Below are 26,252 nucleotides of genomic sequence, written 5' to 3'. Positions count from 1 at the left end.
AATAAACTTAGGATAATTTATTACTTTTGCAGCCACAATAATTTAGCTATGTACAAATCTCTAATCAGGCCTGTATTATTCCGTTTCGATCCGGAAAAAATTCACTACTTCACATTTTCAACCATTCGATTTTTAAACAGTATACCGGGTATGCCGTCTGTACTTAAATCAATGTTTGAGGTAAACGATCCAAGACTGGAGCGCGAAGTGTTTGGGTTAAAATTTAAAAACCCTGTAGGGCTTGCTGCAGGGCTTGATAAAGATGCTAAGTTATACAAAGAGCTGGGTAACCTGGGCTTTGGATTTATAGAGATAGGTACGCTTACCCCAAAACCACAGGACGGGAATCCTAAAAAGAGACTGTTTAGGCTTAGGGAAGATGGCGGACTTATAAACCGTATGGGGTTTAATAATGGTGGTGTAGCCGAAGCTGTAGAGCGCCTTAAAAAGAATCCTAAAGGGAAAGGGCATGTGCTTATAGGTGGTAACATAGGTAAGAACAAGGTGACTCCAAATGAAGATGCTGTAAGTGACTACGAAATATGCTTTGATGCACTGTATGATTATGTGGATTATTTTGTGGTAAATGTGAGTTCGCCTAATACACCAAACCTGCGTGAGCTTCAGGATAAAGAGCCTTTAACTCAGTTACTGCAAACGCTTCAGGATAAAAACCAAACGAAACCGGTACAAAAACCGATACTGCTTAAAATTGCTCCTGATTTGACCGATAGTCAGTTGCTTGATATTATTGATATAGTACAAACTACTAAAATAGCAGGTGTTATAGCAACCAATACTACTATTTCGAGAGAAGGGTTACAGTCTGAAAATAAAAAGGAAACGGGCGGACTTAGTGGTAAGCCGTTAACAAAAAGGTCTACCGAGGTAATTAGGTTCCTATCAGAAAAAAGTAATAAAGCATTTCCTATAATAGGAGTAGGAGGTATACATACTGCCGAAGATGCTATTGAAAAACTGGAGGCAGGAGCCAGCCTAATACAGCTTTACACCGGATTTATATATGAGGGTCCGGGGCTTATTAAGGCGATAAACAAGAAGTTATTATCAAAAAAATAGTATACAGGCTGTTTTTGTGGTAATTTTTCAAAGAAAACGATTTCGTAAACCCGATTCTTTAATTATCTTTGAACCTCTATGAAACAGGTTAAGATTATCGAGTGTCCAAGAGATGCCATGCAGGGCATCAAAGAATTTATTCCCACAGAGAAGAAAGTAGCATACATTCAGTCGCTGTTAAGGGTAGGTTTTGATACTATTGATTTCGGTAGTTTTGTTTCGCCTAAGGCTATTCCGCAAATGCAGGATACCGCCGAAGTGCTTGCAAAACTTGACCTGAGTGCTACAAAAAGTAAACTACTGGCTATTATAGCCAATACAAAAGGAGCAGAGTTAGCTTCTGTACATCCTGAAATACAATATTTAGGATATCCGTTTTCCATTTCAGAGAACTTCCAGATGCGTAATACGCATAAAACCATAGCCGAGTCTATTGTTACTTTACAGGAAATACTAAACATTGCCGATAAAAGTAATAAAGAGGTTGTGGCTTACCTTTCTATGGGCTTTGGTAATCCTTATGGAGACCCGTGGAGCGTGGAAATTGTAGGGGAGTGGACCGAGAAGCTGGCAGGAATGGGAGTTAAAATACTTTCATTGTCAGATACTATTGGTAGCTCAACTCCTGAGGTTATCGATTATCTTTTCTCTAATCTTATTCCTAAGTATCCTGAAATTGAATTTGGGGCACACCTGCACACCACACCAGACAGATGGTTTGAAAAAGTAGATGCAGCCTATAAGGCGGGATGTATACGTTTTGATGGCGCTATACAGGGATTTGGTGGTTGCCCGATGGCAAAAGATGACCTAACCGGAAATATGCCTACCGAAAAAATGCTTTCGTACTTTACGGCAGAGAAAGTGGTAACCAGCTTAAATTCACTTAGTTTTGAGAGCTCATACAACGAGGCAACCAAAATTTTTACCCAGTATCACTAAGAATAAATTTTCTTTATAAAGGCATAACGATTTTTTATAAAACAAACGCTTTCTTATTAGGTTAAAAAGTACTATATTTGCATGCAATTTAACGACAAATTGCAACATGAAAGCACACACAACTAAAATCATCGGTGAAGGTCTTACTTACGATGATGTACTGCTGGTTCCAAATTATTCTGAGGTTCTTCCACGCGAAGTAAGTATCAAATCAAAATTCTCGAAAAACATAACATTAAACGTGCCTATCGTTTCGGCGGCTATGGACACGGTGACGGAAAGCGCTATGGCTATTGCTATGGCTCGTGAAGGTGGTATAGGTGTATTACACAAAAACATGACGATTGAGCGTCAGGCTACAGAGGTTAGAAAAGTAAAAAGAGCAGAATCAGGTATGATTATCGATCCTGTTACGCTTCCTCTTAATGCTACAGTTGCAGATGCTAAAAACGCCATGCGTGAGTTTGGTATCGGAGGTATTCCGGTAGTAGACGAAAACCAAATACTTAAAGGAATTGTAACAAACCGTGATCTTCGTTTTGAAAAAGAAGGTACACGTTCTATAGTAGAAGTAATGACTTCTGAAAACCTTGTTACTGCAGGTGAGGGTACTACTCTTGATGTGGCAGAAGGAATTCTTCAGGAGCATAAAATCGAAAAACTACCTGTAGTAAACAGCGAAAATAAACTTATTGGTCTTATTACTTTTAGAGACATCACTAAGCTTACCCAAAAGCCTATCGCTAACAAAGATAAATTCGGAAGACTTCGTGTTGCTGCTGCCCTTGGTGTTACTGCTGATGCAGTACAGAGAGCAGAAGCACTTGTAGCTGCCGGAGTTGACGCGGTAATTATCGATACAGCTCACGGACATACAAGAGGTGTGGTAGGTGTACTTAAAGAAGTAAAAGCAAAATTCCCTGAGCTAGACGTTGTTGTAGGTAATATTGCAACTCCTGAAGCGGCTTTATACCTTGCTGAAAACGGTGCAGATGCTGTGAAAGTTGGTATCGGTCCCGGTTCTATATGTACTACACGTGTAGTTGCAGGTGTTGGTTTCCCTCAGTTCTCTGCAGTTCTTGAAGTTTCTGCAGCGTTAAGAGGTACCGGTGTTCCTGTAATTGCCGATGGAGGTATACGTTACACAGGTGATATTCCTAAAGCGCTTGCAGCGGGTGCCGACTGTGTAATGCTTGGTTCATTACTTGCAGGTACTAAAGAATCTCCGGGAGAAACGATCATATTTGAAGGAAGGAAGTTTAAATCTTACCGTGGTATGGGATCTGTTGAGGCTATGAAAGAAGGTTCTAAAGACCGTTACTTCCAGGATGTAGAAGATGATGTTAAGAAACTTGTACCGGAAGGAATTGTAGGTCGTGTACCTTACAAAGGAGAGCTTTTTGAAAGCATGCTTCAGTTTATAGGAGGTCTGCGTGCAGGTATGGGTTACTGTGGTGCTAAAGACATCCCAACACTACAGGAAAACAGCCGTTTTGTACGTTTAACTTCAAGCGGTATATCTGAGAGTCATCCTCACAATGTAACTATTACTAAAGAGGCTCCAAACTATTCAAGATAATTTGAGGTCGAAAGACTAAAACATAAAAAAGGCAGAAGTTACTAACTTCTGCCTTTTTGTTTTTGTATTGTTTTAATTCCCCTCCTTTGGAGGGGTGGCTGAAAGCCGGGGTGGGACTTTATTTTTTATATCATAAACCACCCCACCCGATGGGTACCCCTCCAAAGGAGGGGAATATAGATGATGTTTTATTTTTTATCTCCGTTACTATTCTCTAGGTTTTCTTTTCTCAGGTCTTCACTTTCCCAGGCATGGTCGTTAGCTCCCAGTTGGGCATATAAATCATTTTTAAGCAGTTGTTCCTGCATTTCAATCTCCTCTTTGGCGGTCATGAGGAAAGCCTTTTTATCGTGTCGTTTCTGTGAAAGTCTCAATACCGCCTGCTCATCATATTTAATGAATCGTTGTCCCTGCCTTGTGGCAGTATAACGGCGGTGGCCCAGTTCAACCAAAGCATCTACGCCTAAGTGCACGGCACTGTACAGGTTTTCACGATAAAACTGATTGATACCCATATCTACCAGTTCAAAGGCATTACTTCGGTTACGGGCTCTTGCCAGTACTTTTAAATGAGGGAAATGTTTACGTATCATTTCTACCACGATAAGGTTTACGGTAGGGTTATCTATAGCAGCGATAAACAGTTTAGCGTTTTCACATCCGGCTGCCTGAAGCAGTTCCAGTCTTGAAGCATCTCCGTAGTATACTTTGAAGCCCATTTTACGCAGGGAGTCAACCCTGTCAGAATCCATGTCTAGTACTGTTGCGGGTATACCGTTAGTTTTTAATAAACGCCCTATGGTACTACCAAAGTTTCCGAATCCGGCTATAATAACATCGTTGTTTTCGTCTTCTATATCATCATACTTATTACCCGAATCTTTTTCCTTAACCCCAAAGAAAGGGTCTATCCATTTTTCATTAATAAAAAGCAATATAGGTGTGCCTATCATACTCAGTGCTATAATTGCCATCATTTGGCTGGCTAGGTAGGTGGGCATAAGATTAAGCTGAGTGGCAAACCCTAATATTACAAACCCGAATTCCCCTCCCTGACTCAGGGCAAATCCGAAAAGCAGGTTTTGGTCAGAACTTTTCTTATAAATTTTACCTATTCCCAGTAGTACAAGGAATTTGATAACATTAAACAGGGTGCAGAAAACAATTATAAACACAGGGTCTACCATGATAAGGCTAAAGTTGATGGAAGCACCTACACCAATAAAGAAAAGTCCTAAGAGGAGTCCTTTAAAGGGGGCTATATCGCCTTCGAGCTCATGCCTGAATTCACTATTGGCCAATACGACACCTGCCATAAACGCACCTAAAGCGGGGCTAAGCCCTACCATCTGCATTATATAAGAAACTAAAAGTACCAGTAATAGTGCCGCTCCGGTAAAAAGTTCCTGTAGCCTTGTAGCTGCTACTACATGTAGTAACGGTACAATAATAAATCTGCCTGCAAAGTATATAAGGGCAATGGTACCTATCACAATAAGGGTTTGCAACCATCCCTGTAAATCGGAAATAAGGGATTCGTTTATTCCTTTATTTTGTATATCGCCATCGGCTAACAGGGGTAGTATGGCAAGTATAGGGATTACAGCTATATCCTGAAATAACAGTACTGCAAATGCCGAACGCCCCATTGAGGTTTGCGATAGCCCTTTTTCTTTAAGGGTTTGCAATACAATAGCGGTTGATGATAAGGTTAGTGCCAATGCTATAGTTAGTGTGGCTTCCCATTCCCATTTTAAAACCAGTAAACATGCCAAAAACAGTATAATAGTGGTGCCTAAAACCTGTAACGAACCCATACCGACAATAAAACGTCGCATCCGCCAAAATTTGTAAGGATCAAGCTCCAGCCCGATAAGAAACAGCATCATAACCACACCAAATTCGGCAAAGTGCATAATGTCTTCTCCCTGCTGACCGATTAGTCCAAGTACAAACGGACCGATTAAAATACCGGCAAACAGATAGCCTAATATAGAGCTAAGCCCCAGTTTTTTAGCTATGGGTACACATATAACAGCAGCAGCCAAATAGATAATTGACTCAAAAAATAATCCGGTTTCCATACGTTTTTAGCCTAATTTAGTTTTAAACCAATCGTTAAAATACTGATAGCCGGAGAGATCTTCAGGGGTAATGGTTTTGTTTTCCAGGTATTCCAGAATTTGCCTGTAGAGTTTTCCGTTCTCTATATATCCTTCCGTCGTCATGGAGTGTGTGCCATGAACTACAAACGGAGGTAGGTAGGTCAAATTACAAACTTTTGCAGTTTGATTGAATGGTTCTAAAAGTTGTTGTATTGTAAAGCGGTCGCGCCCTGTAGAGCAGTAGTTTTCCTTGCGTCCGCCGGTTGTAATGGTTTGTAAGAGCAGTTTGCCTTTTAGGGCTGTACCTTCCTTACCATATGCCCAGCCGTGTTCCAGTACAATGTCTATCCATTGTTTTAAAAGGGGAGGGCAACTGTACCAGTACATAGGGTGATGCCATATAATGATGTCATGTAGTAAAAGCAGCTCCTGTTCACGCTGCATATTAACATCAAATTCCGGATACTCCTGGTACAGGTCGTGAAACGTGATATTAGGACTATCCGGAATGTGGTTTACAAGTACGTCATTCACATTCGATTTCTCGAACAGCGGGTGTGCAAATAGAATGAGTATCTTGTTGGGCATACATTGTATTTCTTATTTATGGTAATATACCTAAATAATTGGAAGGAGTAATGTTCATTAACTCCGCTTTAACGCTGTCTGAAACGTTAAGTGTTCCTATAAAGGCATGTATAGAATCTTTATTGATAATATGGTTTGTTCTTGTAAGCTCTTTAAGTGCTTCATATGGGTTAGGATAGCCCTCACGACGTAATATCGTTTGGATAGCCTCTGCCACAACAGCCCAGTTTTTCTCAAGGTCCTGCTCAAACTTCTCAGCATTTAAAAGCAGTTTGTTAAGTCCTTTAAGAGTAGCTTCAAAAGCAATAAGAGTATGTCCTACAGGTACGCCTATGTTTCTTAGTACAGTACTGTCTGTAAGGTCTCTTTGCAGTCTTGATATTGGCAGTTTAGCAGAAAGGTGCTCAAATATAGCATTAGCAATACCTAAGTTACCTTCTGAGTTTTCAAAATCAATAGGGTTTACTTTGTGTGGCATTGCAGAAGAACCAACCTCTCCGGCTTTGATTTTTTGCTTAAAGTAATCCATAGATACATAAGTCCATATGTCTCTGTCAAGATCTATAAGGATGTTATTAATACGCTTTAAAGCATCAAAAAATGCAGCAAAATGATCGTAATGCTCAATTTGTGTAGTAGGGAATGAGTGTTTTAATCCAAGTGTTCCTTCAACAAAATCAAGTCCGAACTGCCTCCAGTCGTTTTGCGGATAAGCCACAAAGTGTGCATTAAAGTTACCTGTAGCTCCACCAAATTTTGCAGCAAAAGGGACGTTGAAAAGTTGACGTAACTGCTCTTCCAGTCTTTCTACAAAAACATGTATCTCTTTACCTAAACGGGTAGGAGATGCAGGTTGTCCGTGAGTACGGGCAAGCATTGGCACATCTGCCCATTCTTTAGTAAGTTCTTTAAGTTTAGAGATTACTTTAATAAGTGTTGGCATATAAACATCTTCAAAAGCCTCTTTAGTTGAAAGAGGGATTGCAGTGTTGTTAATATCCTGAGAAGTTAAACCAAAGTGGATAAACTCTTTGTACTGCTCAAGTCCCAGCTTATCAAAAGCCGATTTTATAAAGTACTCAACCGCTTTTACATCGTGGTTGGTTGTTTTTTCTATTTCTTTTACCTGTAGTGCATCCTGTGCCGAGAAGTTTCTGTAAAGATCACGAAGCGGCTCAAACACAGCTTTGTCTACACCCTGTAGCTGAGGTAGTGGTAATTCGCATAATGCTATGAAATACTCAATTTCTACAAGCACTCTGTATTTTATAAGTGCTTCTTCAGAAAAATATCCTGATAACGATACGGTTTTACTCCTATATCTCCCGTCTATTGGGGAAATGGCATTCAGTTCAGATAAACTTTGCATTGTTTGTTGTTTAAAAATACGTATAGCCGCAAAGATAAACTTTTACAGGCAATTAAAGAAGGCACAAAAACAATTAAATAGGTAGTTTTTATACTAAAACGGCTACCTTTCTGTTTTGTAATTAACCATAAAACCACCTAGCTATGAAAAAACTATTTGTCTTTTTACTTGTTTTTACTTCGCTTACTGCTTTTTGTCAAACCAATAAATCACTGGATGAGATTGTACAGGAAAATAAAGGCAAAGTTATCCTGATAGATTTTTGGGCCAGCTGGTGTAAACCCTGTCGTAGCGAAATGAGAAAACTGCCTTCGTTTAAGGAAAAACTTAAAGGTAAAGATGTGGTTTATGTTTTTATTTCCATGGATACTGAAAAAGACAAGTGGGTAAAAGCTATGGAGACCGAAGGCATAGTAAATGATATTAACCTTTTAATCTCTCAGGCTAAAAATGCTAAAGTGCTGGAAGGACATAAAATAATGTCTATACCGCGCTATATGGTAATTGATAAAAATGGAAAGCTGGTAAGTGCCCATGCTCCGGGGTACAGTCGTAAGCTTATCAAAGTAATAAATAAGTATTTGGCGGAGTAAAAAAGTAGTATAGTTTAACTATTTGCTTTAATTGTTTTATATAATAAATAATAAGAGCAATAATATTCAATTTCATTATTAAAATGATTTTTCATATGGTTAAGCTCATCTATTACTAGTTTATTTTCAGAAAAATTCGATTTTAATATTTCGCTATTAAAATTAAAACTATCAAAATCTCTGTTTGCTAATTTACTTAGCTCATATTGATAACTTCTTTTAATTTTATTAGTAGACTCAGGTTCTATATCTATAAATTTTAATATAGATCCATATGGTTCAACGAAAGTTTCTTGCTTACTTATATATTGCCAAGTTTGTAGGTGTTTTGTTGATTCTATTTTTTCGGTTAAAGATTCGACTAAATCAAAATAAAATTTATCAATAAGGTTTTTATATCTTAAATGTTTTTCCCTGTTGCTGTAAATTAATTTTAAATTATTAGGTTCGTAGTTATAGTTATAATCAAATATGGATTCGTATTTTATTGAAAGAATATTTATTAGGGATTCAAAATTTTTATTATTCAAAAATCTCTTTACATCATCAAGATTTTTCTCAAAAGCCTCTAAGATTGTTTTTACTTTTTGAATTATAATGTCAAAATATTCATTTATAAAGTTTGAATGCCTTCTGAGTATATCTGAAACTTCCTCTTTTTTATGTTCAAAATTATGATTATTTTCTTTATGGTATCTCGAATAACTTATTGTAAAAGATGTAGTATCATATCCAAATAAAGAAGCTGAAATTAATTGTCCTTTGTTCATTCTTATTGGATGGCCTATTAATTCATTTCGTATTTCTCTATTTATAGAATAATTACTATTTACTTTTAATTTACTTTTGTCAATTAAATCGCCGTCCTTTCTACACTTGAATATGTATAACATCTGTTCAATAAAATCTTGTTGTACATATATCGTCTGTAATAGACTTATTTGGTAAGAGAAATTTGGCTGTGTGTTTGATTTTGAAAAACTAAGTAAATCAAAAGTATCATCAAAATATCCAAATATAATACCTATATAGTTTGTTTTAATATCATCATCAAATCGAATTTTCTTTTGACAAAATTGATATTCTAAAACATAGTGATTCCAGAAATCTCTAATGAAATTGAGTTTTCCTATTAATTCCACTGTTTTTATCATAGTAAGAATTAAATATTTTCCAACAATATCTCTTTTACTTTTTCCATACCTATTGAGCCGAGGTGTGAAAAAACTTCAAGTTTATTTCTCAAATTTGGTATTTGAGCTGGATTGGGATCCAAATAATATATTGTTACATGAGGTTTTGCATAATCTATAAGTCCTGCAGCTGGGTATACCTGTAGTGAAGTGCCTATTATAATTAGGTAATCGGCTTTTTCTACTATGTTAATAGCTTCGGGTATGGCCGGGACTGCCTCTCCAAACCAAACTATGTGCGGACGTAACTGATGCCCATCGGTATGCAGGTCACCTTCATAAATATCTGTAGTCCATTCAATAATGTCATAATGGTTGTTAACGCTGCGGGCTTTTAGGAGTTCGCCATGCAGGTGTAAAACATTGGTGCTTCCGGCACGTTCGTGCAGGTCATCTACATTTTGGGTAATAACGGTAACATCAAAATGGTTTTCAAGCTCAACAATTATGTTGTGAGCCTTGTTAGGTGTAACCTCAAAAAGCTGTTGGCGACGTTTGTTGTAAAAATCGAGTACCAGTGCAGGGTTTTTGCGCCAACCCTCGGGAGAAGCCACTTCCATTACATTATGACCCTCCCAAAGGCCGCCTGCATCACGAAAAGTTTTTATTCCGCTTTCGGCACTAACACCGGCACCCGATAGTACAACAAGATTTTTTTTCATTTATGATTTTACTTCCCCTAAAGTATATAATTGTTCAAGTGTAGGTGAAGGACTACCACCGGCAGGCTCAAGTGTAATACCAAACGCTTCGGCTCCTTCAAAGTTCTCTACAGCAAATATACCTTTATTTTGAGTTCTCTGGCTGTCGTCAAGAACACCAATACTTGTTGGGTCAAGTTGAGGTTTCAGTTTAAGTGCCCAAACCTGGTATACTTTGTCTTTAGGAGGTTCCGGTAAACCGGCTATATCCACATAAATTTTATTGTCTTCGTTGTTTAAATACACTTTAGCATAAGCTTCGGGGGCAACGGTTTGCCCGGCAAGAGAAACTACATTATTGTTCTTGTCACGAATAATGGCAAGAGCCTTTTCGTTTTGTGTATTCTCCTGGCTTACGTTAGCAAGCATCTGTTCAAACTTATCACGTTCTGTTTTTGTAGCCTGAACTTCCTCAGTAGCCTGATTGTACTGGTAATACTGGAAGCCAAGTCCAAATAACAGTATAACAGCAGCAGCCCACCCCAGGTAGGAGCCTGTTGTGCTTTTGCGTGGCATTTGTACAACACCTTCGTGTTTCTCAATAAGCTGTTGGCGTATTTTGTTATACACCTCTGCCGATAGGTAGGGCGATACGCTGTATGAAAGGTCAATAACGGCTTTTTCTATAGACAGTATCTCTGCTTTTACATCCTCATTGCTGTCTGCCATTTCTTTAACCTTCAGGTTTTCTTCTTCCGAAAGTAACCCAAAGACATACAGTTCCAAAATTCCTGATTCAATATACTCTGTGTTCATTATACCTCTAATATAGTTCTTAAATCTCTAATGCAATTTCTGTTTTGCGTTTTCACTGTACCCAGTGGTATGGCAAGTTCTTCCGATGCTTCCTGTTGGGTGTATCCCCTAAAGAAAAGCAGGTCGATAATGCGTACACACACCGGCTTTAGTTTCTTTACAAACTCACGAATACCTATGGCGTCAATTTTATTGCTCACCGAAGTATTGTGGTCTAAAATATTTACGAAATTGTCGACAGAGAGGTTTTTCAAACTGTTATTATGTCCCTTAGACCTTAATTTATCTATAGCTGCGTTGCGTGCTATATTAAGAATCCAGGTAAAAAATCGGCCTTTACTTTCATTATATGAATCGATATTTTTCCAGATTTTTACAAAAACGTCCTGTAAAACATCTTCTGATTCTTCTTTATCTTTTAAAAGGTTGAATATAACTCCAAAAAGGCTTTTGGAATACATGTCATACAGTAGCGTGAATGCTTTGCTGTCTTTTTTGTAGATTTGCTCGAGTAATTCTTCCTGTGTCATATATAATTTGTTGGATTTGGCACTTCTAAAATACTAAAAGATTTTTAACATTTAGCTTAAATAATGAAAAATACCTCAGATATCCAATATCTCAATTACCTAGAAGAGTTTATTACTGAAAACCGTAAAGAAACTTTTTTAAATATATTACAAACCCGTACCAAGCATTTTACGGTTGCTATTGAAGATGTTTTTCAGCTACATAATACCAGTGCGGTAATGCGTACCTGTGAGGTTTTTGGTGTGCAGGAGCTAAATGTAATAGAGGAGAAGTATGGTAAGCGTATAGATAAGGAAATTGCCCTTGGTGCGCAAAAATGGGTAGATGTTAAACGATATGCCTCGGCATCTGAATGTATTGGTAACCTAAAAGCTAAAGGGTACAGAATTATAGCTACTACGCCTCATGAAAACTCGTGTATGCTTGATGAGTTTGATATTACACAGCCGGCAGCCATATTTTTTGGTACAGAGAAAAACGGACTCTCTGAAGAGGTAATGCAGAAGGCCGACGGCTTTTTAAAAATACCTATGGTAGGTTTTACCGAAAGTCTTAATATATCGTCATCGGCAGCTATTGTAATTCAGGATATAACCAACAGGTTACGAAAATCAGATATTAACTGGAGGCTTAATGATGATGAAATGCTTGATAAAAGAATTGATTGGAGTAGGAAATCAATAAAGGATATTGATTTTATTACGCAAAAATATCTGGACCAGAAATAGTGTTTATTTTCTGTTAATGGCTTTATATTCTTCATAACAACCGCTAATAGCATCCATTATCTGGAGGTCGTTTGCGGTTTTTATAAACTCTTCAGAATAGCTGCATTGTTCCAGAATTTCAGAAATATCTTCTTTGCTAACCCCTAAAAGGGCAGCCAGTGTTTCTCTGTCAAATTTTGAAGCAAGCAAATTTCTTACAGTATCATCTTTCTTCATTTGCTTAAGCCTTTTCATCTCATTAGGTTTTTTACCAAAAATGTTATGAAGCAGGTCGGCAGGGTTGAAAACAGAATTTATAATCTTCTTAAAGGCATTAGGGGAGCTGTGTCCGCCCTCGTAGCCATAATTAAGTCCTGATATACTGTAACGATAGTTTTGTTTAACAGGTACAAGTTTAGAGTCTACCTGTAGGAAACCGGTAAGGTTATGCTGGTTAATAACCACCTCTTCCAGCGCATAAGCCTTTTCTGTTAGTGGTATTTTTGTTGAAGTTGTATTTTTAATCCAGTCGTTTGTAACACGCACTTTAATAGGTTGGTAGCCTATAAGGGTAATGTGTAGAGTATCGTTAGTTTTTGCAGCTATATTAAAATGACCTTGCTTGTCTGTAACGGTACCTTTTACCGTGTTAATATTGATAATCGTTGCATTTTCAATAGGTAACAGGTTGCTCTCATTTACTATTGTACCACTTACACTGGTAGTGTCTTCCTGCTTCTCAGTTTGTGCGAAAGAAGGGAACGATAGTAATAAAAATAAAATAACTACAAAATATCTCATTGTTTGCTTTAGTAAAGTAAAAGTAATAAACAAACGCGATATTTTGTAGTTAGTATACAATTATATTAAAAAAAATTAATTGCTTCTTCTCGGCTTTCTGTCTCTTGGAGCGCTTTTGCCGTCTTTTCTCCTAGGAGAAGATCCGTCTCTTCTTGAGTTTCTACTGTCTCTTCCGTCTCTGCTGTCTCCGCCACCTCTAGGTGAGTTACGTTTAAAGCCTCCGCCACCACTGTTTCTTCCGTTGTGGTCTCTGCGTCTTCCTCCGCCATCATTTTTAGAAATCTCAACGTTTATCTTACGACCTTCAAGGTGCATACTGTTAAAGGTGTCAAGAACTATTTCAGCATGTTCAGCTTCTGTATTAAAGAAAGAGAATCCTTCTTTTACATCCACTTTAAAGATATCGTCACGACCTAAACCTAATGTGTCACGAAGGAAATCTTTAAGGCTCATCCAGTCGAAATCGTCACGTGAACCTATGTTGATAAAGTAACGAACCGCACCTCCTGTTGGAGTAAAGTCACGATCTCCGCCTTTTTGTGTAGAAAGGTCTTTATTCTTTTTATAGTAGTTGATAAACCTGTTAAACTCTACCGATACCATTTTCTTGATAAGTTCCTCTTTGCTAAGGTCTTTCATTACCTCATAAATAGCAGGAAGGTAAGGGTCTATTTCGTGGTCTATCTCAACATCTTTAATTCTGTTAGCTAAGTGGAATAACTGTATTTCGCAAATCTCGATACCTGATGGGATAGATTTTTCTTCAAACTTCTGTTTGATAGTTCTCTCGATAGCTGATATTTTACGAAGCTCACTCTTAGTGATAATAACGATAGATGTACCCAGTTTACCGGCACGTCCTGTACGACCACTACGGTGGTTGTAAGTTTCTATATCATCAGGTAACTGGTAGTTGATAACGTGAGTTACGTTGTCTACGTCAATACCCCTTGCAGCTACATCGGTAGCAACAAGCATTTGTATTTGCCTGTTTCTGAATGATTTCATTACCGCATCACGCTGAGCCTGAGAAAGGTCTCCGTGAAGTGCAGCAGCGTTATATCCGTTTTCGATAAGTTTTTCAGCTACAGCCTGAGTGTCTCTTTTTGTACGACAGAATACAACCGAGAAAATATCAGGGTTAGCATCTGCAAGACGTTTTAGCGCTTCATAACGGTCACGTGCATTTACAAGGTAAAATTCGTGTGATACTGTAGATGAACCTGAGTTTTTATGACCTACTGTAATTTCAAGTGGTTTTCTCATAAACTCACGTGCAATACGTGCTACTTCCTGTGGCATAGTGGCAGAGAAAAGCCAAGTGCTCTTATCTGTTGGTGATGTAGAAAGAATAGCAACGATATCATCATAGAATCCCATGTTTAGCATTTCATCTGCCTCATCAAGTACACAGTAATCTATTTTAGATATGTTTACCAGGCCACGGTTAATCATGTCCTGCATTCTACCCGGGGTTGCTACAATAATTTGTGCACCTCTTCTAATTTCTTTAGCCTGTTCTGTAATACTGGCACCGCCATATACAGCAACAGTATTTAACCCTTTAACGTATTTAGAGTATAATTTAATCTCGTTAGTGATTTGCAGGCAAAGTTCACGTGTTGGAGATAATATTAAAGCCTGAGTGTTTTTATTTTCGGCATCAATCTTCTGAATTAGCGGAAAACCAAAAGCAGCAGTTTTACCTGTACCTGTTTGCGCTAATGCGACGATGTCTGTGTCTTTTTCCAATAATAGGGGAATCGCCTTTTCCTGTACCTCCGACGGACTTTCAAATCCTAGATCGTTTATCGCCCTCAGCAGCGATTCATTCAATCCTAATTGTTCAAATTTATTCATATATATTTTTAAAATAGCTGCAAAGGTACTGTTTATTAGCGAGATAAACTAATAGCTTTAACAGATTTGTTTTAATTAAATAAATTGAAAATCAGGGAGTTACTTTTTTAGAAAAGCAATAAGCTGCTGTACAGCCCTGCCACGATGGCTAAGTTTGGCTTTTTCGTCCATAGAAATTTGTGCAAAAGTGAGGTCTAAACCTTCCGGTTTGAATATAGGATCGTAGCCAAAACCTTTGTCTCCTGCCTTGTTTGTAGTTATTACACCATTTACTATTCCGGTAAATAAATGTTGTTCTCCATTAAGGTTAAGGGTAATAACGGTTTTAAACATGGCGTTACGGTTACTTTTGCCTTCAAGGTTTAAAAGTAGTTTGTCCATGTTGTCGTTAGCATCCTTTTGTTCTCCGGCATATCGTGCCGAATATACTCCCGGTTCGCCGTTAAGTGCTTCTACTTCAAGCCCGGTATCATCGGCAAAACAGTCGTATCCGTATTTTTGGGTTACATAATCGGCCTTTAATATAGCGTTACCTTCAATGGTGTCGGCTGTTTCGGGGATATCTTCAGTGCAACCTATGTCTTCAAGGCTAAGCAGTTCGATATCATCCGGTAGCTGGTGTTTTATTTCCTGTATTTTATTCTTGTTGTTTGAAGCGAAAACAAGTTTCATGTGTTATATATTATAAATGTCTCTTTTTTCTTTTGAACATAGGCGATCGGTAATACCGGCTATTAAAAACCAGCGTACGTTTTCTCCTTTTTTTACCTTAATAGAAGTGTAGATTACGGCAAAGAATTCAAAGATATTAAAAAGAACTATAAATAACATGTAAAAGAGGTAAGGTACTGTGATCCCTTCAAGCAAAGGCAATGTGTGATGGCGACCGTCGTTACCGTATTCAGCAATTAATCCACTCGATTTTAAAATAATACCCAAGGTCCATGCCCATGCAATACTGTTAAAGGGTATAAGTATAAGTTGCGCCAGTATTGCCTGTATGGAGTGCCAGCGAACAAAATATGAAGATTTACGCTTGGTCAGATAATAACAAAAGGAGACTATGAGATTGATAATAGGGAGGGGTAATCCTGCAATGACACCTACAACAGTCATTAGGTAGCTATTACCTGCCTGTTCGTATTCGTTTTGGTGTATAACCTTATATGTTTTTTGATTGTTCATAATCCTTTGTAAATATTCCAAATCCAGTTTGCCAGGGTTACTAGTGTTAAAACAATTGCTACCCATTTTATTTTGAGTGTTTGCTCAAACTTTTTGTAACCATTGTATAAGGTGTCTTTTTTCGAAATAAGGTCAAACAGTAACCATATTGGTATTATTAGCATAGCTAATGCAATAATGTATCCAAAAGGGTTAAGCATAAAGGCATCTGTAAAGTTACCCTGTATTATTTGAGATACACTACGGGTGCTTCCGCAGGAAGGGCAAGCTATACCTGTAATATTTTTAATTGGGCAAGGGGTGAAGCCAATGTTGTGGGTGGTTTGTGTTAATGACCATCCTAACCAGCAATATCCAACTGCGATTAATAGAATTAAAATCAGGTATAGCTTATTCCTGTTCATAATTTTACAGGTATGCCTGTAGTTTTTCCATGTTTTTATCTCGGGTTAAATCCATAATGATAAACCAGTCAATAATAGTCCAGATTCCAAAGCCTCCGCATGTAAGTAGTTTAGCAACCCCTGTGCCTGTTTCGCCTATTAAAAATCGGTCTACCCCAAGTGCACCTGGCCCTATTAGAGAAACAAGCATGATAGAGTTAGGATCTTTAAAGTCAAGAGCCATGATTCTGTTCCATTTTGTTTCGTCTATATTAAGTAGTTTCTCTCTAATATAGTTTAAGTGTTCTGCTTTAAAATACTTCCCGTTTATCATCATAAACAGGTCTACTTTTTGAGTGTCCATAATAATTGATTGTTTTTGGTTATAAATGTTTTGTGAGCTTCAAATATATAATGAAGTTTGAAATATAAGTAGTAATACCCGTATATTTGTTACATGTATTGTTGAAAATAATTATGACGGAAACAATATAATAATTACTTTTGACGCGTTTTTTAAAACACAAATTCTCAAGACATGGTAAAAGATTTATTTGACAGAATACAAAAAAATAAAGGCCCTTTAGGTAAATGGGCTTCTCAGGCTGAAGGTTATTATGTATTCCCTAAACTGGAAGGTCCTTTGGCAAACAGGATGATGTTTCACGGTAAGGAAGTTATTAACTGGAGCATAAACGATTACCTTGGACTTGGAAACCACCCAGAAGTAAGAAAAACGGATGCAGAAGCTGCAGTTGAGTATGGTGCTGCTTACCCTATGGGAGCAAGAATGATGTCTGGACACACATCTGTACACGAGCAATTAGAGCAGGAGCTTGCTGCTTTTGTACAAAAAGAGTCGGCTTACCTGTTAAACTTCGGTTACCAGGGTATGGTGTCTATTATTGATGCCCTTGTTTCTAAAAACGACGTTATTGTATATGATGTAGATTCTCACGCATGTATTATAGATGGTGTTCGCCTTCATATGGGGAAACGCTTTACTTATAAGCATAATGATGTGGAAAGCTTAGAGAAAAACCTTGAGCGTGCTACAAATATGGCTGAAACTACCGGTGGTGGTATTCTTGTAATTACCGAAGGTGTTTTTGGTATGAGAGGTCAGCAGGGTAAACTAAAAGAAATAGTTGCCTTAAAAGAAAAATACAACTTTAGACTGTTAGTAGATGATGCGCACGGTTTTGGTACACTTGGTAAAACAGGTGCCGGAGCAGGTGAGGAGCAGGAATGCCAGGATGGTATTGATGTTTACTTCTCTACTTTTGCTAAGTCTATGGCAAGTATTGGTGCTTTTGTTGCTGCCGATAAAGATGTAATTGATTTCCTTAAATATAACTTACGTTCGCAAATGTTTGCTAAGTCGTTACCAATGATTTTAGTAAAAGGTGCGTTAAAACGTTTGGACTTGCTTAGAACAACCCCTCAGCTTAAAGATAAACTTTGGGAGAATGTAAATGCACTTCAAAACGGACTTAAAGAGCGTGGATTTAATATTGGTGATACTAATACCTGTGTAACTCCGGTTTACCTTGAAGGTAGTATCCCAGAGGCAATGGTAATGGTAAATGACCTACGTGAAAACTATGGTATTTTCCTTTCAATAGTTGTGTATCCGGTAATTCCTAAAGGTATTATTCTTTTAAGAATGATTCCTACAGCTACTCATACAATTGAGGATATCAATATTACACTTAGCGCTTATGAAGCGATTCGTGAAAAACTGGTAAACGGTACGTATAAGAAAATTGCAGAGCAGACTACAGTTGATGTTTCTGCCGAGTAATTTCTCTTAAAAACATAAATAAAAAAACCTCCTTTAAAAGGAGGTTTTTTTATAGGTCTTTTTTATATGTTTTTCTACGCTTATGAATTTTAGGGTTAAAGTTTTTCCATAAATTATTCATGGCGTGGTTGTCTTCAAGTTCAGGAGTTCTGATGCAGTTTTCTATATTGTTTTTGGTGAATACCTTATGGAATTCTTCAAAAATAATAGCGGTAACCCCTTTGTTTTGATATTCGGGATCAATGCCTATAAGGTAAAAAACAACATCTTTACTTTTCTTACGAGCTCTTAGCAGGTGTATAAACCCAAACGGGAATAGTTTTCCTTTTGCTTTAATAAGCGCTTCAGAGAACGAGGGCATTACTATGGTAAAGGCTATCATATTATCGTCCTTATCCATAATAAACTTAATGTACTCTGGGTTTATAAAGCTGATATATTTCTTTTTGAAATATTCAATTTGTATATCACTAATTGCTACAAACGAAGCCAGTTTTGAATAAGTAGCATTAAACAGCTCAAACATTTTGTCTACATAAGGCATAACCTCTTTGGTAGATTTAAAGTTTACAGCTTTTAATCCGTACCTGCGTTTAATCAGTTGGCTTGCCTTTTGAAAATTAGCAGGGTCTACATTATTCATAGTAAACACGCTTTCGCGGTACTCCTTCTCTATAGTAAAGCCAAGTTTTTCAAAATGTTCCATGTAGTATGGAGGGTTGTACCATGTAATCATGGTGCCTAGCTCATCAAACCCTTCGGTAAGTACACCTACTTTGTCAAGGTTTGAGAACCCCATAGGGCCTTCTACATACTCTAAATTATGTTCCCTTCCATATTCGTATACTTTCTCTAAAAGTGCTTTAGAAACCTCTATATCATCTATAACATCAAACCAGCCAAAGCGTACTTTTCTCTTTTGTTGCTGGTTTACTTCCTGCCAGTTTATAATAGCGGCAGTTTTACCTACAATCTTACCGTTTTTATAAGCCAGGTAAAATTTAGCTTCGGCATTCTCAAAAGCAGGGTTTTTGGTTTTATCAAAACTTTCAAGTTCTTCTGAGATGATAGGGGGTACCCAATAAGGATTGTCCTTGTATAACTCAAAAGAGAATTTTATAAAATCTTTTAATTCGCTTTTTGTTTTAGCTTCTTTAATCGTGATCATTAAATGGTAATATTAGTCTTCTCCGGTTTCAAAATCGTCAAGACGGTCTTTCTTTTTATCTTTTTTGTCCTTTTTCTTTTCTTTTTTCTCTTCCTCCTTGCTCTTTTCTTCTTCATATTCTGCCTTACCCGGAAGCAGTATGTCGTTATAATCGGCATCAAATCGCCAGGAGAATCCTACGCCTCCGTAAAGTAGAAACGGAGTATCTTTAAAGTTCTTGCTTATAGATGCATCTATTTGCATAGTATCATTTAACAGGTGGGCAGCACCCAGTCTGAAAATAGCATCGGCATAATAGTCGCTGTCATATCCCTGAAATTCTCCAAAGGCTGACCATTTGTCATTAAACCCGTGTGTAAGGGTAGAAATCCATCCGTAGCTAGGATATTCTGTAGTGATTTTGTCGGCAATAAGGTTGTTAACCCAAACCCATTTTCCAAAGTGATGATGGGTGATAGCCATAAGCTTAGGGCTAACCTCGTCTTGTGGGAAGGTGTAAATACTTTTTCCTCCTACAAGATTAATACCTCCGTAAACTGCTACAGCAGGGATAAGGTTTCTCCATCTGAATTTATGGTTGGCTTTCCAGCTGTATAAATTCGGTTCAGGGTTATAGTTTTTGTCAGGGTCATAAATAAGATATTTTGCACCTACTGTAAACTGTTTAAAGTCGTTACGGGAGTAGGTTTGCAGTGCATTGTTATACCAGTCAAACTGGTACTGGGCATCAAGTACAAACTCCAGTTCTTCTAAAAAGGCGCCATAACGTATTTGCAGGTCAAGGCCTGTACCTTTTGCATCATAGTTTAAAATATCATGATCTTCCCAAATGCCGTATATTCCTGTTTCTACCTGAAAAATTGTTTTACCTACAGCAAAGCCTGACATTGACTCTCCCGGTCGGTTTGAGTTAATCTGGTCAGTATATTGTGCATGTAGGCAGGTAGAGGTTAACAGTAAGGCAAGCGGTAAATATTTTTTAATAAAATTCATGGTTTGGCTCGTTTATTGAACATGATAGTTTACACTTTTTCAAATGTAGTATATTTTATTATATTTTAGAGTGCCTATTTATTTTTAAGGAAGAGATTCCGTAAATTTGAGAAAATTAAAATGACAATGGTTACTGCAAGCTTTACCGGTTTTATAAGAACAATATTAATTATAATCGCTGTTTATTACCTGCTTAGGTTTTTAATGAGGCTGTTTGCTCCAATACTTGTGCAGCAAATGGTTAAAAAAGCCGAACAGAATTTTAATAACATGAACCAGCAATACAATCAGCAGGCGCAACAGCAGCAATATCAGTCGCAACGCCAGCAGGAAACTACTAAAGAAGTGCCTAAGGAAAAGAAAAAAGTAGGCGAGTATATTGATTTTGAAGAACTTGATTAAATAGTATAGTAATCCTTCCCTGCGGAAGGATTTTTTATTTAGAGCCTTTTTATTAATTAGATACTTATAACTGTATTTTTAGCGAAAATAAGTATCTTCACGGCGTTTAATAATTTCCCAACGGGAAATAAAAATCAATAAAAAGGCATATGAAAAATATAAGTAAGTATTATCCGCACCTGCTTGCTGTTATAGGGTTTGTTCTTGTTTCTCTAATTTATTTTTATCCGGTATTACAGGGTAAAAAAATATACCAGTCGGATATTGCCCAATATACCGGGATGGCAAAAGAGCAAAACGATTTCAGGAAGGAAACAGGTGATGAACCTTACTGGACAAACAGTGCCTTTGGCGGGATGCCTACTTACCAAATGGGTGCAAACTATCCGCATAACTACATTAAAAAGATAGACAGCGTTTTACGCTTTTTACCACGACCTGCAGATTATCTATTCCTTTATTTTATAGGGTTTTATATACTTATGATGGCCTTGAGGGTGAGTCCGTTAAAAGCATTTTTCGGAGCACTAGCTTTTGGTCTCTCCACCTATCTCATTATCATACTCGGGGTAGGGCATAATGCTAAAGCCCATGCTATTGCCTATATGCCTATGGTTGTAGCTGGACTGATACTGGTGTTCCAAAAACGATATATTGTAGGAGGGCTGCTTACTATGATGGCAGCAGCGCTGGAGATTAACGCCAACCACTTCCAAATGACGTACTACCTTTTACTGTTGTTACTGGTTCTGGCTATTTATTTCATTATAGAAATTGTAAAAAGTAAAGACTTTAAACACCTTGGTAAAGCCATGGGAGTGTTTGTTGTGGCAGGTATACTGGCACTTGGTGCAAATGCTACTAACCTAATGGCTACTTCAGAGTTTACTAACTTTAGTATAAGGGGTAAAAGCGAACTTACTTTTAATCCTGACGGTACTGAGAACACAACTACATCGTCAATGGATTACAGCTATATAACCGAATACAGCTATGGTGTTGCCGAGAGTTTTGACCTTATAGCACCAAGGCTTTTTGGTGGTGGTGCCAGGGAAGATGTAGGCGAGGATTCTCATTTATATAATTTTATACTAGGGCTTGGAGCATCTAATGCTGAGGCTAGAGAATTTGCGGCAAATTCACCTACTTATTGGGGTGATCAGCCTATTGTGGAAGCTCCGGCTTATATAGGTGCTGTTATCTTCTTTCTGGCGATATTAGGACTGTTTACAGATAAACGAAAAATAAAATATGCCTTTTTGGCAGGTGCAATTCTGTCATTATTACTGTCGTGGGGTAAAAACTTCCCTGTGTTAACCAATTTCTTTATAGATAATGTTCCGTTATACGATAAGTTTAGGGCGGTATCATCTATACAGGTAATACTGGAGCTGTGTTTCCCTGTACTGGCTATAATGGGACTACAGTCTTTCTTTAAATCAGAAAAGCAGGAACAGCTTAAATCACTTTATATTTCCGGTGGAGCTGCGCTGGGGGTGATAGTGCTTTTATTCCTGTTTAAAGGTTCTTTTGATTTTACAGGCGGAAGTGACGATCAGATTAGGCAGATGTATGGGCAAATGGGGCCTGACTTTGTAAAAGCCCTTATTGAACAACGTAAGGAGATGTATACCTCTGATTTATTGCGTTCGGGGATACTGATATTGTTATCTGGCGGTGCGCTTTGGATGTTTGTAAACAAAAAGCTGTCGGACTTTGTAACGGTGCTTGTAGTGTGCGGACTTATGGTGTTTGACCTTTTCTTTATAGATCAGAACTATGTAAATAAAGATAACTTTAAAAGTGCTAGTAAGGTTGACAGACCTTTCCAGGCAAGTCCTGCCGATGAGTTTATCATGAAAGATACTTCCAGTTACAGGGTGTATGAACCATACGGAAGGTTACAGGCGAGAACATCTTATTTCCATGAGTCGGTAGGAGGGTACAGTGCTGTGAGACCACAGCGTACTGACCAACTGTTTACCTACAATGTAGAGAACAATATGGGAGTACTGTTCAAATCAGTTGACCCTGAAACAATGACATTTACAGAATCGTTACCGGTACTAAACATGCTTAATGTGAAGTATGTTTTACTACAGTCTAACGATAATCAGGATATACCTGTTGAGAACCCATTTGCTAACGGAAGCGGATGGTTTGTAAACACGGTTAAGAAAGTGAATTCGGCAGATGAGGAAATGAAGGCTCTTGATAGTCTTGATACTAAAAATGTAGCCGTAGTTAATGTGGCTAAATTCCCTGAGGCGGTTTCTAAAGCTGCTTTTGCTACAGATAGTCTTGCCGGTATTACACTGGTTAAAAGAGAGCCTAATTATATTAAGTATAAAACCAATAACACTAACGACGGACTTGCAGTATTCTCTGAAATATACTACCCTCAGGGATGGGTAGCTACTATTGACGGTAAAGAACAACCACATTTCCAGGCCGACTATGTTTTAAGGGCTATGCAAATACCGGCAGGTAAGCATACTGTAGAATTTAAGTTTGAGCCACAGGTAGTGAAAAAGGGGAGTACCATTACACTTATCAGTTTTATCCTGATGCTGGTACTACTAGCAGCAGGAATATACTTTGGTACTAAAAAGAAAAGCGAAGCAGCAGAATAATATATAAGGTTTAGGGATTATGAACAAGGTGCTTGTAATAACGTATTACTGGCCTCCTGCGGGCGGACCGGGTGTACAGCGTTGGTTAAAATTTGTAAAGTACCTGCCTGAGTATGGTATTGAACCTGTAGTTTATGTCCCAAAAAATCCTACCTATCCTTTAATAGATGAAGAGTTGCAAAAGGACGTGAGTTACAATACCACTATTCTTAAAAATAATATTATTGAGCCTTACGGATGGGCTTCGGTATTTTCAAAAAAGAATACCAAAAAAATAAGTTCGGGGATTATACCCGATAAGAAAAAGCAGTCGGCGCTTCAAAAACTGATGCTTTGGGTTAGGGGTAATATGTTTATCCCTGATGCAAGAGTGCTTTGGGTTAGGCCTTCGGTAAGTTATTTAAGCAATTATTTACAGGGGAGTGGTATTGATACGATTATCACTACCGGACCTCCGCACAGCCTTCATTTAATAGGGATGGAGCTTCAAAAAAGGTTTGGGGTGAAGTGGATTGCCGATTTTCGTGATCCGTGGACAACTATTGGTTACCATAAAGAGTTAAGGTTAAGTAAATCATCTCAGCAAAGGCATAAAAAAATGGAGCGCGATGTACTTAATACTGCCGATAGTATTATTGTAACCAGTCCTACTACTAAAGCCGAGTTTGAACAGCTAACCGATAAACCTGTTACAGTAATCACTAACGGTTATGATGTGGAGTTGGTAGCAAAAGAGCCGCTTGACGAAAAGTTTACCTTAGCGCATATAGGTTCATTCCTGTCAGAACGTAACCCGAAGATACTTTGGGAGTCACTATCGGAACTTGTTAGTGAGGATACCGAATTTAAAGATAAGTTCGAACTGAAACTTATAGGGGCTGTTAGCCAGGAAGTACTGACTTCCATTGAACAGCACGGACTTAACGATTACGTTAATAATATGGGTTATGTATCGCACAGCGAAGCGGTAAAGCAACAACGTAAATCGCAGGTGCTGTTACTGGTGGAGATTGATTCTCCCGATACGCGTTGTATTATACCGGGCAAGCTGTTTGAATATATGGCATCTGAAAGACCTGTTATAGGTATAGGGCCACAGGAAGCTGATTTTGCCGATATAATTAAAACGACTAATACAGGTGTGTTTGTTGAGTATACAGAAAAAGAAAAGCTTAAGGACACCCTTAAATCTTATTTTGCACAATATATGGGTGAGGGGTTAAAAGTACATGCTATTGGTTTACAACAATATTCCCGTAGGAATTTAACAAATCAGTTAGCAAATTTGTTAAAACAAAGTTAAAAAACGTTGTAGTTGTTTTTTTAACTGGTATAAAATTCTAACCTTTAGGCTGTTAAAAAAGAAAATCCCGCTATTCTGGGAGAATAACGGGACTTAACAAACCAACCAACCAATTATTAACAAACCTCAAAATTATAAAATCCTGAGATTTAATTAAATAATTACAATTATCGTGCCAGAAATTAACCATGAGTTAATTCAGTTGACCCGAATTGTAATACAAAGTTAACGAATAATTAATTAATAAATTATCATTTGTCTTTTAAATATTTCGTTTTAATTGAGTTTTTTTTATAAGAGGCAGTTAAAAAACATTGAAAACCCCAGCTATAGCTGGGGTTTTACTTTATTCTTAAAATGTGCTTAAAATCATTAGGTTACGAAAAAAATTCTCCGAAATGCCATAATATCCCTGACGGATCGTGTACAAAACATTCTTTACCCCATTCCATAGTGCGTACAGGTACCAGCCTAACACCTTCATATTTCGCTGTAAGGTTCAGTTCGTTTAAGTTTTTCCAAAAAACATCAACGTTTTCCACTTCCATAAAAAGCATGGTATTATCTACCCAGTCCTTTACATAGGCTTTCTGTAAATAGAATGCGATTCCGTTATCGGTTTTAAAAACCGAAAGATCTGGAGAGAGTACGGTTTCCTCAAAACCAAGGTCACGGTAAAACATTCGTGAAACTTCAAAGTCTTTTGCTCCTATAAAAGGGCGTATGGATTTAGCGTTATGATTCATGGTTTAAAGCTTTTGTATGTTTTATAAAGATATAAAATAAGGAGAGCTGTTTTACATTAACTGTTCTCCATATAAAGGAAAACCAAAAACAACATAATAAACAGCACGAATATTACAATAGCAATAAGTGTAGGAGGGGACTCCTTTACTTCCTGTTGTGGTTGTATAGGTGGAGCATCAGCAGCTGTGATGCTGTCGTTAATTTTATTCAGTAGGTTAATGCGGTTAACCATCCTTACATTACCATCGGCAAGTTTAAGGAGTCTGTCATGAAACTCATGTTTAAGGCTTTCGTCTATAAATATGGCGCAGGTAAGAGCTTCGTCTATAATCAGGTGGTTAATGCTTAAATCCTGTTTGCGTATCAGGAAACTGATGTTCTCCTCACTCAGTAGTCTGTCAATAGCATTGTACAGTACATTTTTATTAACGTGTCCGCCGGCACTCAGTACGGCATCTTTTATACGTTTTATCTGTACCAGGTATTTTATGGGGCTGGGTTTGCCCGGTTCGCTATATTGCGGTTTGTTTCCTTTTTTAAAGCCTTTAAAGTAATCGTACTCCAGGCGGGTTTCCTCGTCACTTAGTATGATGTAGGATTCCAGTATAGCCTTAAAGTTTTCCTCACTCTGTTTATCACCATTATTTTTATCGGGGTGGTATTTTACCGCCAGTACCCTGTAAGCCTTTTTTATCTCGGCCTGAGTACAGGTTTGGGAAACACCCAGTATTTCATAATGGTTTTTCATTTAGTAATCGTTGCGATTGTAAAAATAGGGAATTTTGGATTGTAGTTTAAATTTGTATTAAGTGCTGTCATTGCGATGAGA

General features: G+C 37.7%; 25 protein-coding genes and 1 pseudogene. 9 read left to right on the top strand and 17 right to left on the bottom strand.

The genetic code is table 11. The annotated features are described in order from the left end of the window. Positions 1–48: 48 nt before the first annotated feature. The 3 genes from GN157_RS04265 (at position 49) to guaB (ending at position 3,601) form a co-directional block, all read left to right on the top strand. On the top strand, positions 49–1,080 hold the full coding sequence (locus GN157_RS04265) for a quinone-dependent dihydroorotate dehydrogenase (RefSeq protein WP_157481873.1): 1,032 nt from the start codon (positions 49–51) through the stop codon (positions 1,078–1,080). Positions 1,081–1,158: 78 nt separating this feature from the next. After that, entirely contained in the window at positions 1,159–2,022 is an 864-nt protein-coding gene (locus GN157_RS04260; RefSeq protein ID WP_157481872.1) for a hydroxymethylglutaryl-CoA lyase, read from the top strand. Positions 2,023–2,128: 106 nt separating this feature from the next. Then, entirely contained in the window at positions 2,129–3,601 is a 1,473-nt protein-coding gene (guaB, locus tag GN157_RS04255; RefSeq protein ID WP_157481871.1) for an IMP dehydrogenase, read from the top strand. A gap of 188 nt (positions 3,602–3,789) precedes the next feature. Here the strand turns inward: guaB and GN157_RS04250 are convergent, their stop codons facing one another. Genes GN157_RS04250 through purB form a run of 3 tightly spaced genes read right to left on the bottom strand, consistent with a single transcriptional unit; the run spans position 3,790 to position 7,663 of the window. Beyond that, positions 3,790–5,685, bottom strand: a complete 1,896-nt coding sequence (locus GN157_RS04250) for a monovalent cation:proton antiporter-2 (CPA2) family protein (RefSeq protein ID WP_157481870.1) — start codon at positions 5,683–5,685, stop codon at positions 3,790–3,792. A gap of 6 nt (positions 5,686–5,691) precedes the next feature. Continuing rightward, the gene (locus GN157_RS04245; RefSeq protein WP_157481869.1) at positions 5,692–6,294 is read right to left on the bottom strand and encodes an NAD(P)H-dependent oxidoreductase; all 603 of its coding nucleotides are present in this window, start codon (positions 6,292–6,294) and stop codon (positions 5,692–5,694) included. A gap of 16 nt (positions 6,295–6,310) precedes the next feature. Further along, on the bottom strand, positions 6,311–7,663 hold the full coding sequence (gene purB / locus GN157_RS04240) for an adenylosuccinate lyase (RefSeq protein ID WP_157481868.1): 1,353 nt from the start codon (positions 7,661–7,663) through the stop codon (positions 6,311–6,313). A gap of 143 nt (positions 7,664–7,806) precedes the next feature. On the opposite strand from purB, the gene GN157_RS04235 reads away from it, so the two are divergent. Further along, on the top strand, positions 7,807–8,256 hold the full coding sequence (locus tag GN157_RS04235; RefSeq protein ID WP_157481867.1) for a TlpA family protein disulfide reductase: 450 nt from the start codon (positions 7,807–7,809) through the stop codon (positions 8,254–8,256). Positions 8,257–8,270: 14 nt separating this feature from the next. Here the strand turns inward: GN157_RS04235 and GN157_RS04230 are convergent, their stop codons facing one another. Genes GN157_RS04230 through GN157_RS04215 form a run of 4 tightly spaced genes read right to left on the bottom strand, consistent with a single transcriptional unit; the run spans position 8,271 to position 11,436 of the window. Beyond that, positions 8,271–9,410, bottom strand: coding sequence for a hypothetical protein (locus tag GN157_RS04230; RefSeq protein WP_157481866.1), 1,140 nt, complete (start codon positions 9,408–9,410; stop codon positions 8,271–8,273). 8 nt (positions 9,411–9,418) lie between these two features. After that, positions 9,419–10,111 (bottom strand): SIR2 family NAD-dependent protein deacylase, encoded by a 693-nt coding sequence (locus tag GN157_RS04225; RefSeq protein WP_157481865.1) that lies wholly within the window; start codon positions 10,109–10,111, stop codon positions 9,419–9,421. After that, positions 10,112–10,906, bottom strand: coding sequence for an anti-sigma factor (locus tag GN157_RS04220; RefSeq protein WP_157481864.1), 795 nt, complete (start codon positions 10,904–10,906; stop codon positions 10,112–10,114). After that, complete coding sequence (locus tag GN157_RS04215; RefSeq protein ID WP_157481863.1) at positions 10,906–11,436, bottom strand: RNA polymerase sigma factor; 531 nt, start codon at positions 11,434–11,436, stop codon at positions 10,906–10,908. Before GN157_RS04215 ends, GN157_RS04220 begins: the two co-directional genes overlap by 1 nt. Positions 11,437–11,499: 63 nt before the next feature. On the opposite strand from GN157_RS04215, the gene GN157_RS04210 reads away from it, so the two are divergent. Further along, the gene (locus tag GN157_RS04210; RefSeq protein ID WP_157481862.1) at positions 11,500–12,165 is read left to right on the top strand and encodes a TrmH family RNA methyltransferase; all 666 of its coding nucleotides are present in this window, start codon (positions 11,500–11,502) and stop codon (positions 12,163–12,165) included. Positions 12,166–12,168: 3 nt separating this feature from the next. Here the strand turns inward: GN157_RS04210 and GN157_RS04205 are convergent, their stop codons facing one another. From GN157_RS04205 to GN157_RS04180, 6 genes are all read right to left on the bottom strand, one after another. Then, the gene (locus tag GN157_RS04205) at positions 12,169–12,945 is read right to left on the bottom strand and encodes a carboxypeptidase-like regulatory domain-containing protein (RefSeq protein WP_157481861.1); all 777 of its coding nucleotides are present in this window, start codon (positions 12,943–12,945) and stop codon (positions 12,169–12,171) included. A gap of 75 nt (positions 12,946–13,020) precedes the next feature. Continuing rightward, complete coding sequence (locus tag GN157_RS04200) at positions 13,021–14,805, bottom strand: DEAD/DEAH box helicase (RefSeq protein ID WP_157481860.1); 1,785 nt, start codon at positions 14,803–14,805, stop codon at positions 13,021–13,023. A 99-nt stretch (positions 14,806–14,904) separates the two neighbouring features. Continuing rightward, positions 14,905–15,477, bottom strand: a complete 573-nt coding sequence (locus GN157_RS04195) for a non-canonical purine NTP diphosphatase (RefSeq protein WP_157481859.1) — start codon at positions 15,475–15,477, stop codon at positions 14,905–14,907. Positions 15,478–15,480: 3 nt separating this feature from the next. Continuing rightward, entirely contained in the window at positions 15,481–15,990 is a 510-nt protein-coding gene (locus tag GN157_RS04190) for a DUF4870 domain-containing protein (RefSeq protein ID WP_197429389.1), read from the bottom strand. Continuing rightward, entirely contained in the window at positions 15,987–16,394 is a 408-nt protein-coding gene (locus tag GN157_RS04185) for a DUF2752 domain-containing protein (protein WP_157481857.1), read from the bottom strand. Before GN157_RS04185 ends, GN157_RS04190 begins: the two co-directional genes overlap by 4 nt. Positions 16,395–16,398: 4 nt before the next feature. Beyond that, complete coding sequence (locus GN157_RS04180) at positions 16,399–16,737, bottom strand: TM2 domain-containing protein (RefSeq protein WP_035132063.1); 339 nt, start codon at positions 16,735–16,737, stop codon at positions 16,399–16,401. Positions 16,738–16,911: 174 nt separating this feature from the next. Here GN157_RS04180 and GN157_RS04175 point away from each other — a divergent pair, with 174 nt between their 5' ends. Continuing rightward, positions 16,912–18,177, top strand: a complete 1,266-nt coding sequence (locus tag GN157_RS04175; RefSeq protein ID WP_157481856.1) for an aminotransferase class I/II-fold pyridoxal phosphate-dependent enzyme — start codon at positions 16,912–16,914, stop codon at positions 18,175–18,177. A 49-nt stretch (positions 18,178–18,226) separates the two neighbouring features. Here the strand turns inward: GN157_RS04175 and GN157_RS04170 are convergent, their stop codons facing one another. Then, positions 18,227–19,345: a GTP cyclohydrolase gene (locus tag GN157_RS04170; RefSeq protein ID WP_157481855.1), complete on the bottom strand. Its 1,119-nt coding sequence runs from the start codon at positions 19,343–19,345 to the stop codon at positions 18,227–18,229. Positions 19,346–19,357: 12 nt separating this feature from the next. Beyond that, positions 19,358–20,338 (bottom strand): transporter, encoded by a 981-nt coding sequence (locus GN157_RS04165; RefSeq protein WP_157481854.1) that lies wholly within the window; start codon positions 20,336–20,338, stop codon positions 19,358–19,360. 120 nt (positions 20,339–20,458) lie between these two features. Between GN157_RS04165 and GN157_RS04160 the strand changes: the two genes are divergently transcribed. The 3 genes from GN157_RS04160 (at position 20,459) to GN157_RS04150 (ending at position 24,676) form a co-directional block, all read left to right on the top strand. Next, positions 20,459–20,740, top strand: a complete 282-nt coding sequence (locus tag GN157_RS04160) for a DUF4834 family protein (RefSeq protein ID WP_231749048.1) — start codon at positions 20,459–20,461, stop codon at positions 20,738–20,740. A gap of 149 nt (positions 20,741–20,889) precedes the next feature. Continuing rightward, positions 20,890–23,373 (top strand): YfhO family protein, encoded by a 2,484-nt coding sequence (locus GN157_RS04155; protein WP_157481853.1) that lies wholly within the window; start codon positions 20,890–20,892, stop codon positions 23,371–23,373. Positions 23,374–23,392: 19 nt separating this feature from the next. Next, positions 23,393–24,676 (top strand): glycosyltransferase family 4 protein, encoded by a 1,284-nt coding sequence (locus GN157_RS04150; RefSeq protein WP_157481852.1) that lies wholly within the window; start codon positions 23,393–23,395, stop codon positions 24,674–24,676. Positions 24,677–25,053: 377 nt separating this feature from the next. Here GN157_RS04150 and GN157_RS04145 read toward each other — a convergent pair whose 3' ends face one another. Continuing rightward, a complete protein-coding gene (locus GN157_RS04145) occupies positions 25,054–25,422 on the bottom strand; it encodes a VOC family protein (RefSeq protein WP_157481851.1) in 369 nt (122 codons plus the stop codon). Between the two features lie 548 nt (positions 25,423–25,970). Then, positions 25,971–26,171: pseudogene (locus tag GN157_RS17905) on the bottom strand (DnaJ domain-containing protein); the annotation flags it as partial. Positions 26,172–26,252 lie beyond the last annotated feature (81 nt).

The organism is Flavobacterium rakeshii (assembly GCF_009741375.1).
Taxonomy (GTDB): Bacteria; Bacteroidota; Bacteroidia; order Flavobacteriales; family Flavobacteriaceae; genus Flavobacterium; species Flavobacterium rakeshii.
The sequence above is the reverse complement of the archived record's forward strand: the minus strand, read 5'-3'. Positions and strand labels throughout refer to the sequence as shown.

Coding starts and splice junctions, on each gene's coding strand:
- GN157_RS04260 (WP_157481872.1), top strand. CDS start 1,159: ATGAAACAGGTTAAGATTATCGAGTGTCCAAGAGATGCCATGCAGGGC.
- GN157_RS04195 (WP_157481859.1), bottom strand. CDS start 15,477: ATGAAACTTGTTTTCGCTTCAAACAACAAGAATAAAATACAGGAAATA.
- GN157_RS04215 (WP_157481863.1), bottom strand. CDS start 11,436: ATGACACAGGAAGAATTACTCGAGCAAATCTACAAAAAAGACAGCAAA.
- GN157_RS04150 (WP_157481852.1), top strand. CDS start 23,393: ATGAACAAGGTGCTTGTAATAACGTATTACTGGCCTCCTGCGGGCGGA.
- guaB (WP_157481871.1), top strand. CDS start 2,129: ATGAAAGCACACACAACTAAAATCATCGGTGAAGGTCTTACTTACGAT.
- GN157_RS04250 (WP_157481870.1), bottom strand. CDS start 5,685: ATGGAAACCGGATTATTTTTTGAGTCAATTATCTATTTGGCTGCTGCT.
- GN157_RS04210 (WP_157481862.1), top strand. CDS start 11,500: ATGAAAAATACCTCAGATATCCAATATCTCAATTACCTAGAAGAGTTT.
- GN157_RS04165 (WP_157481854.1), bottom strand. CDS start 20,338: ATGAATTTTATTAAAAAATATTTACCGCTTGCCTTACTGTTAACCTCT.
- GN157_RS04220 (WP_157481864.1), bottom strand. CDS start 10,906: ATGAACACAGAGTATATTGAATCAGGAATTTTGGAACTGTATGTCTTT.
- GN157_RS04145 (WP_157481851.1), bottom strand. CDS start 25,422: ATGAATCATAACGCTAAATCCATACGCCCTTTTATAGGAGCAAAAGAC.
- GN157_RS04185 (WP_157481857.1), bottom strand. CDS start 16,394: ATGAACAGGAATAAGCTATACCTGATTTTAATTCTATTAATCGCAGTT.
- GN157_RS04155 (WP_157481853.1), top strand. CDS start 20,890: ATGAAAAATATAAGTAAGTATTATCCGCACCTGCTTGCTGTTATAGGG.
- GN157_RS04245 (WP_157481869.1), bottom strand. CDS start 6,294: ATGCCCAACAAGATACTCATTCTATTTGCACACCCGCTGTTCGAGAAA.
- GN157_RS04235 (WP_157481867.1), top strand. CDS start 7,807: ATGAAAAAACTATTTGTCTTTTTACTTGTTTTTACTTCGCTTACTGCT.
- GN157_RS04160 (WP_231749048.1), top strand. CDS start 20,459: ATGACAATGGTTACTGCAAGCTTTACCGGTTTTATAAGAACAATATTA.
- GN157_RS04230 (WP_157481866.1), bottom strand. CDS start 9,410: ATGATAAAAACAGTGGAATTAATAGGAAAACTCAATTTCATTAGAGAT.
- GN157_RS04225 (WP_157481865.1), bottom strand. CDS start 10,111: ATGAAAAAAAATCTTGTTGTACTATCGGGTGCCGGTGTTAGTGCCGAA.
- GN157_RS04175 (WP_157481856.1), top strand. CDS start 16,912: ATGGTAAAAGATTTATTTGACAGAATACAAAAAAATAAAGGCCCTTTA.
- GN157_RS04170 (WP_157481855.1), bottom strand. CDS start 19,345: ATGATCACGATTAAAGAAGCTAAAACAAAAAGCGAATTAAAAGATTTT.
- GN157_RS04200 (WP_157481860.1), bottom strand. CDS start 14,805: ATGAATAAATTTGAACAATTAGGATTGAATGAATCGCTGCTGAGGGCG.
- GN157_RS04265 (WP_157481873.1), top strand. CDS start 49: ATGTACAAATCTCTAATCAGGCCTGTATTATTCCGTTTCGATCCGGAA.
- purB (WP_157481868.1), bottom strand. CDS start 7,663: ATGCAAAGTTTATCTGAACTGAATGCCATTTCCCCAATAGACGGGAGA.
- GN157_RS04180 (WP_035132063.1), bottom strand. CDS start 16,737: ATGGACACTCAAAAAGTAGACCTGTTTATGATGATAAACGGGAAGTAT.
- GN157_RS04190 (WP_197429389.1), bottom strand. CDS start 15,990: ATGAACAATCAAAAAACATATAAGGTTATACACCAAAACGAATACGAA.
- GN157_RS04205 (WP_157481861.1), bottom strand. CDS start 12,945: ATGAGATATTTTGTAGTTATTTTATTTTTATTACTATCGTTCCCTTCT.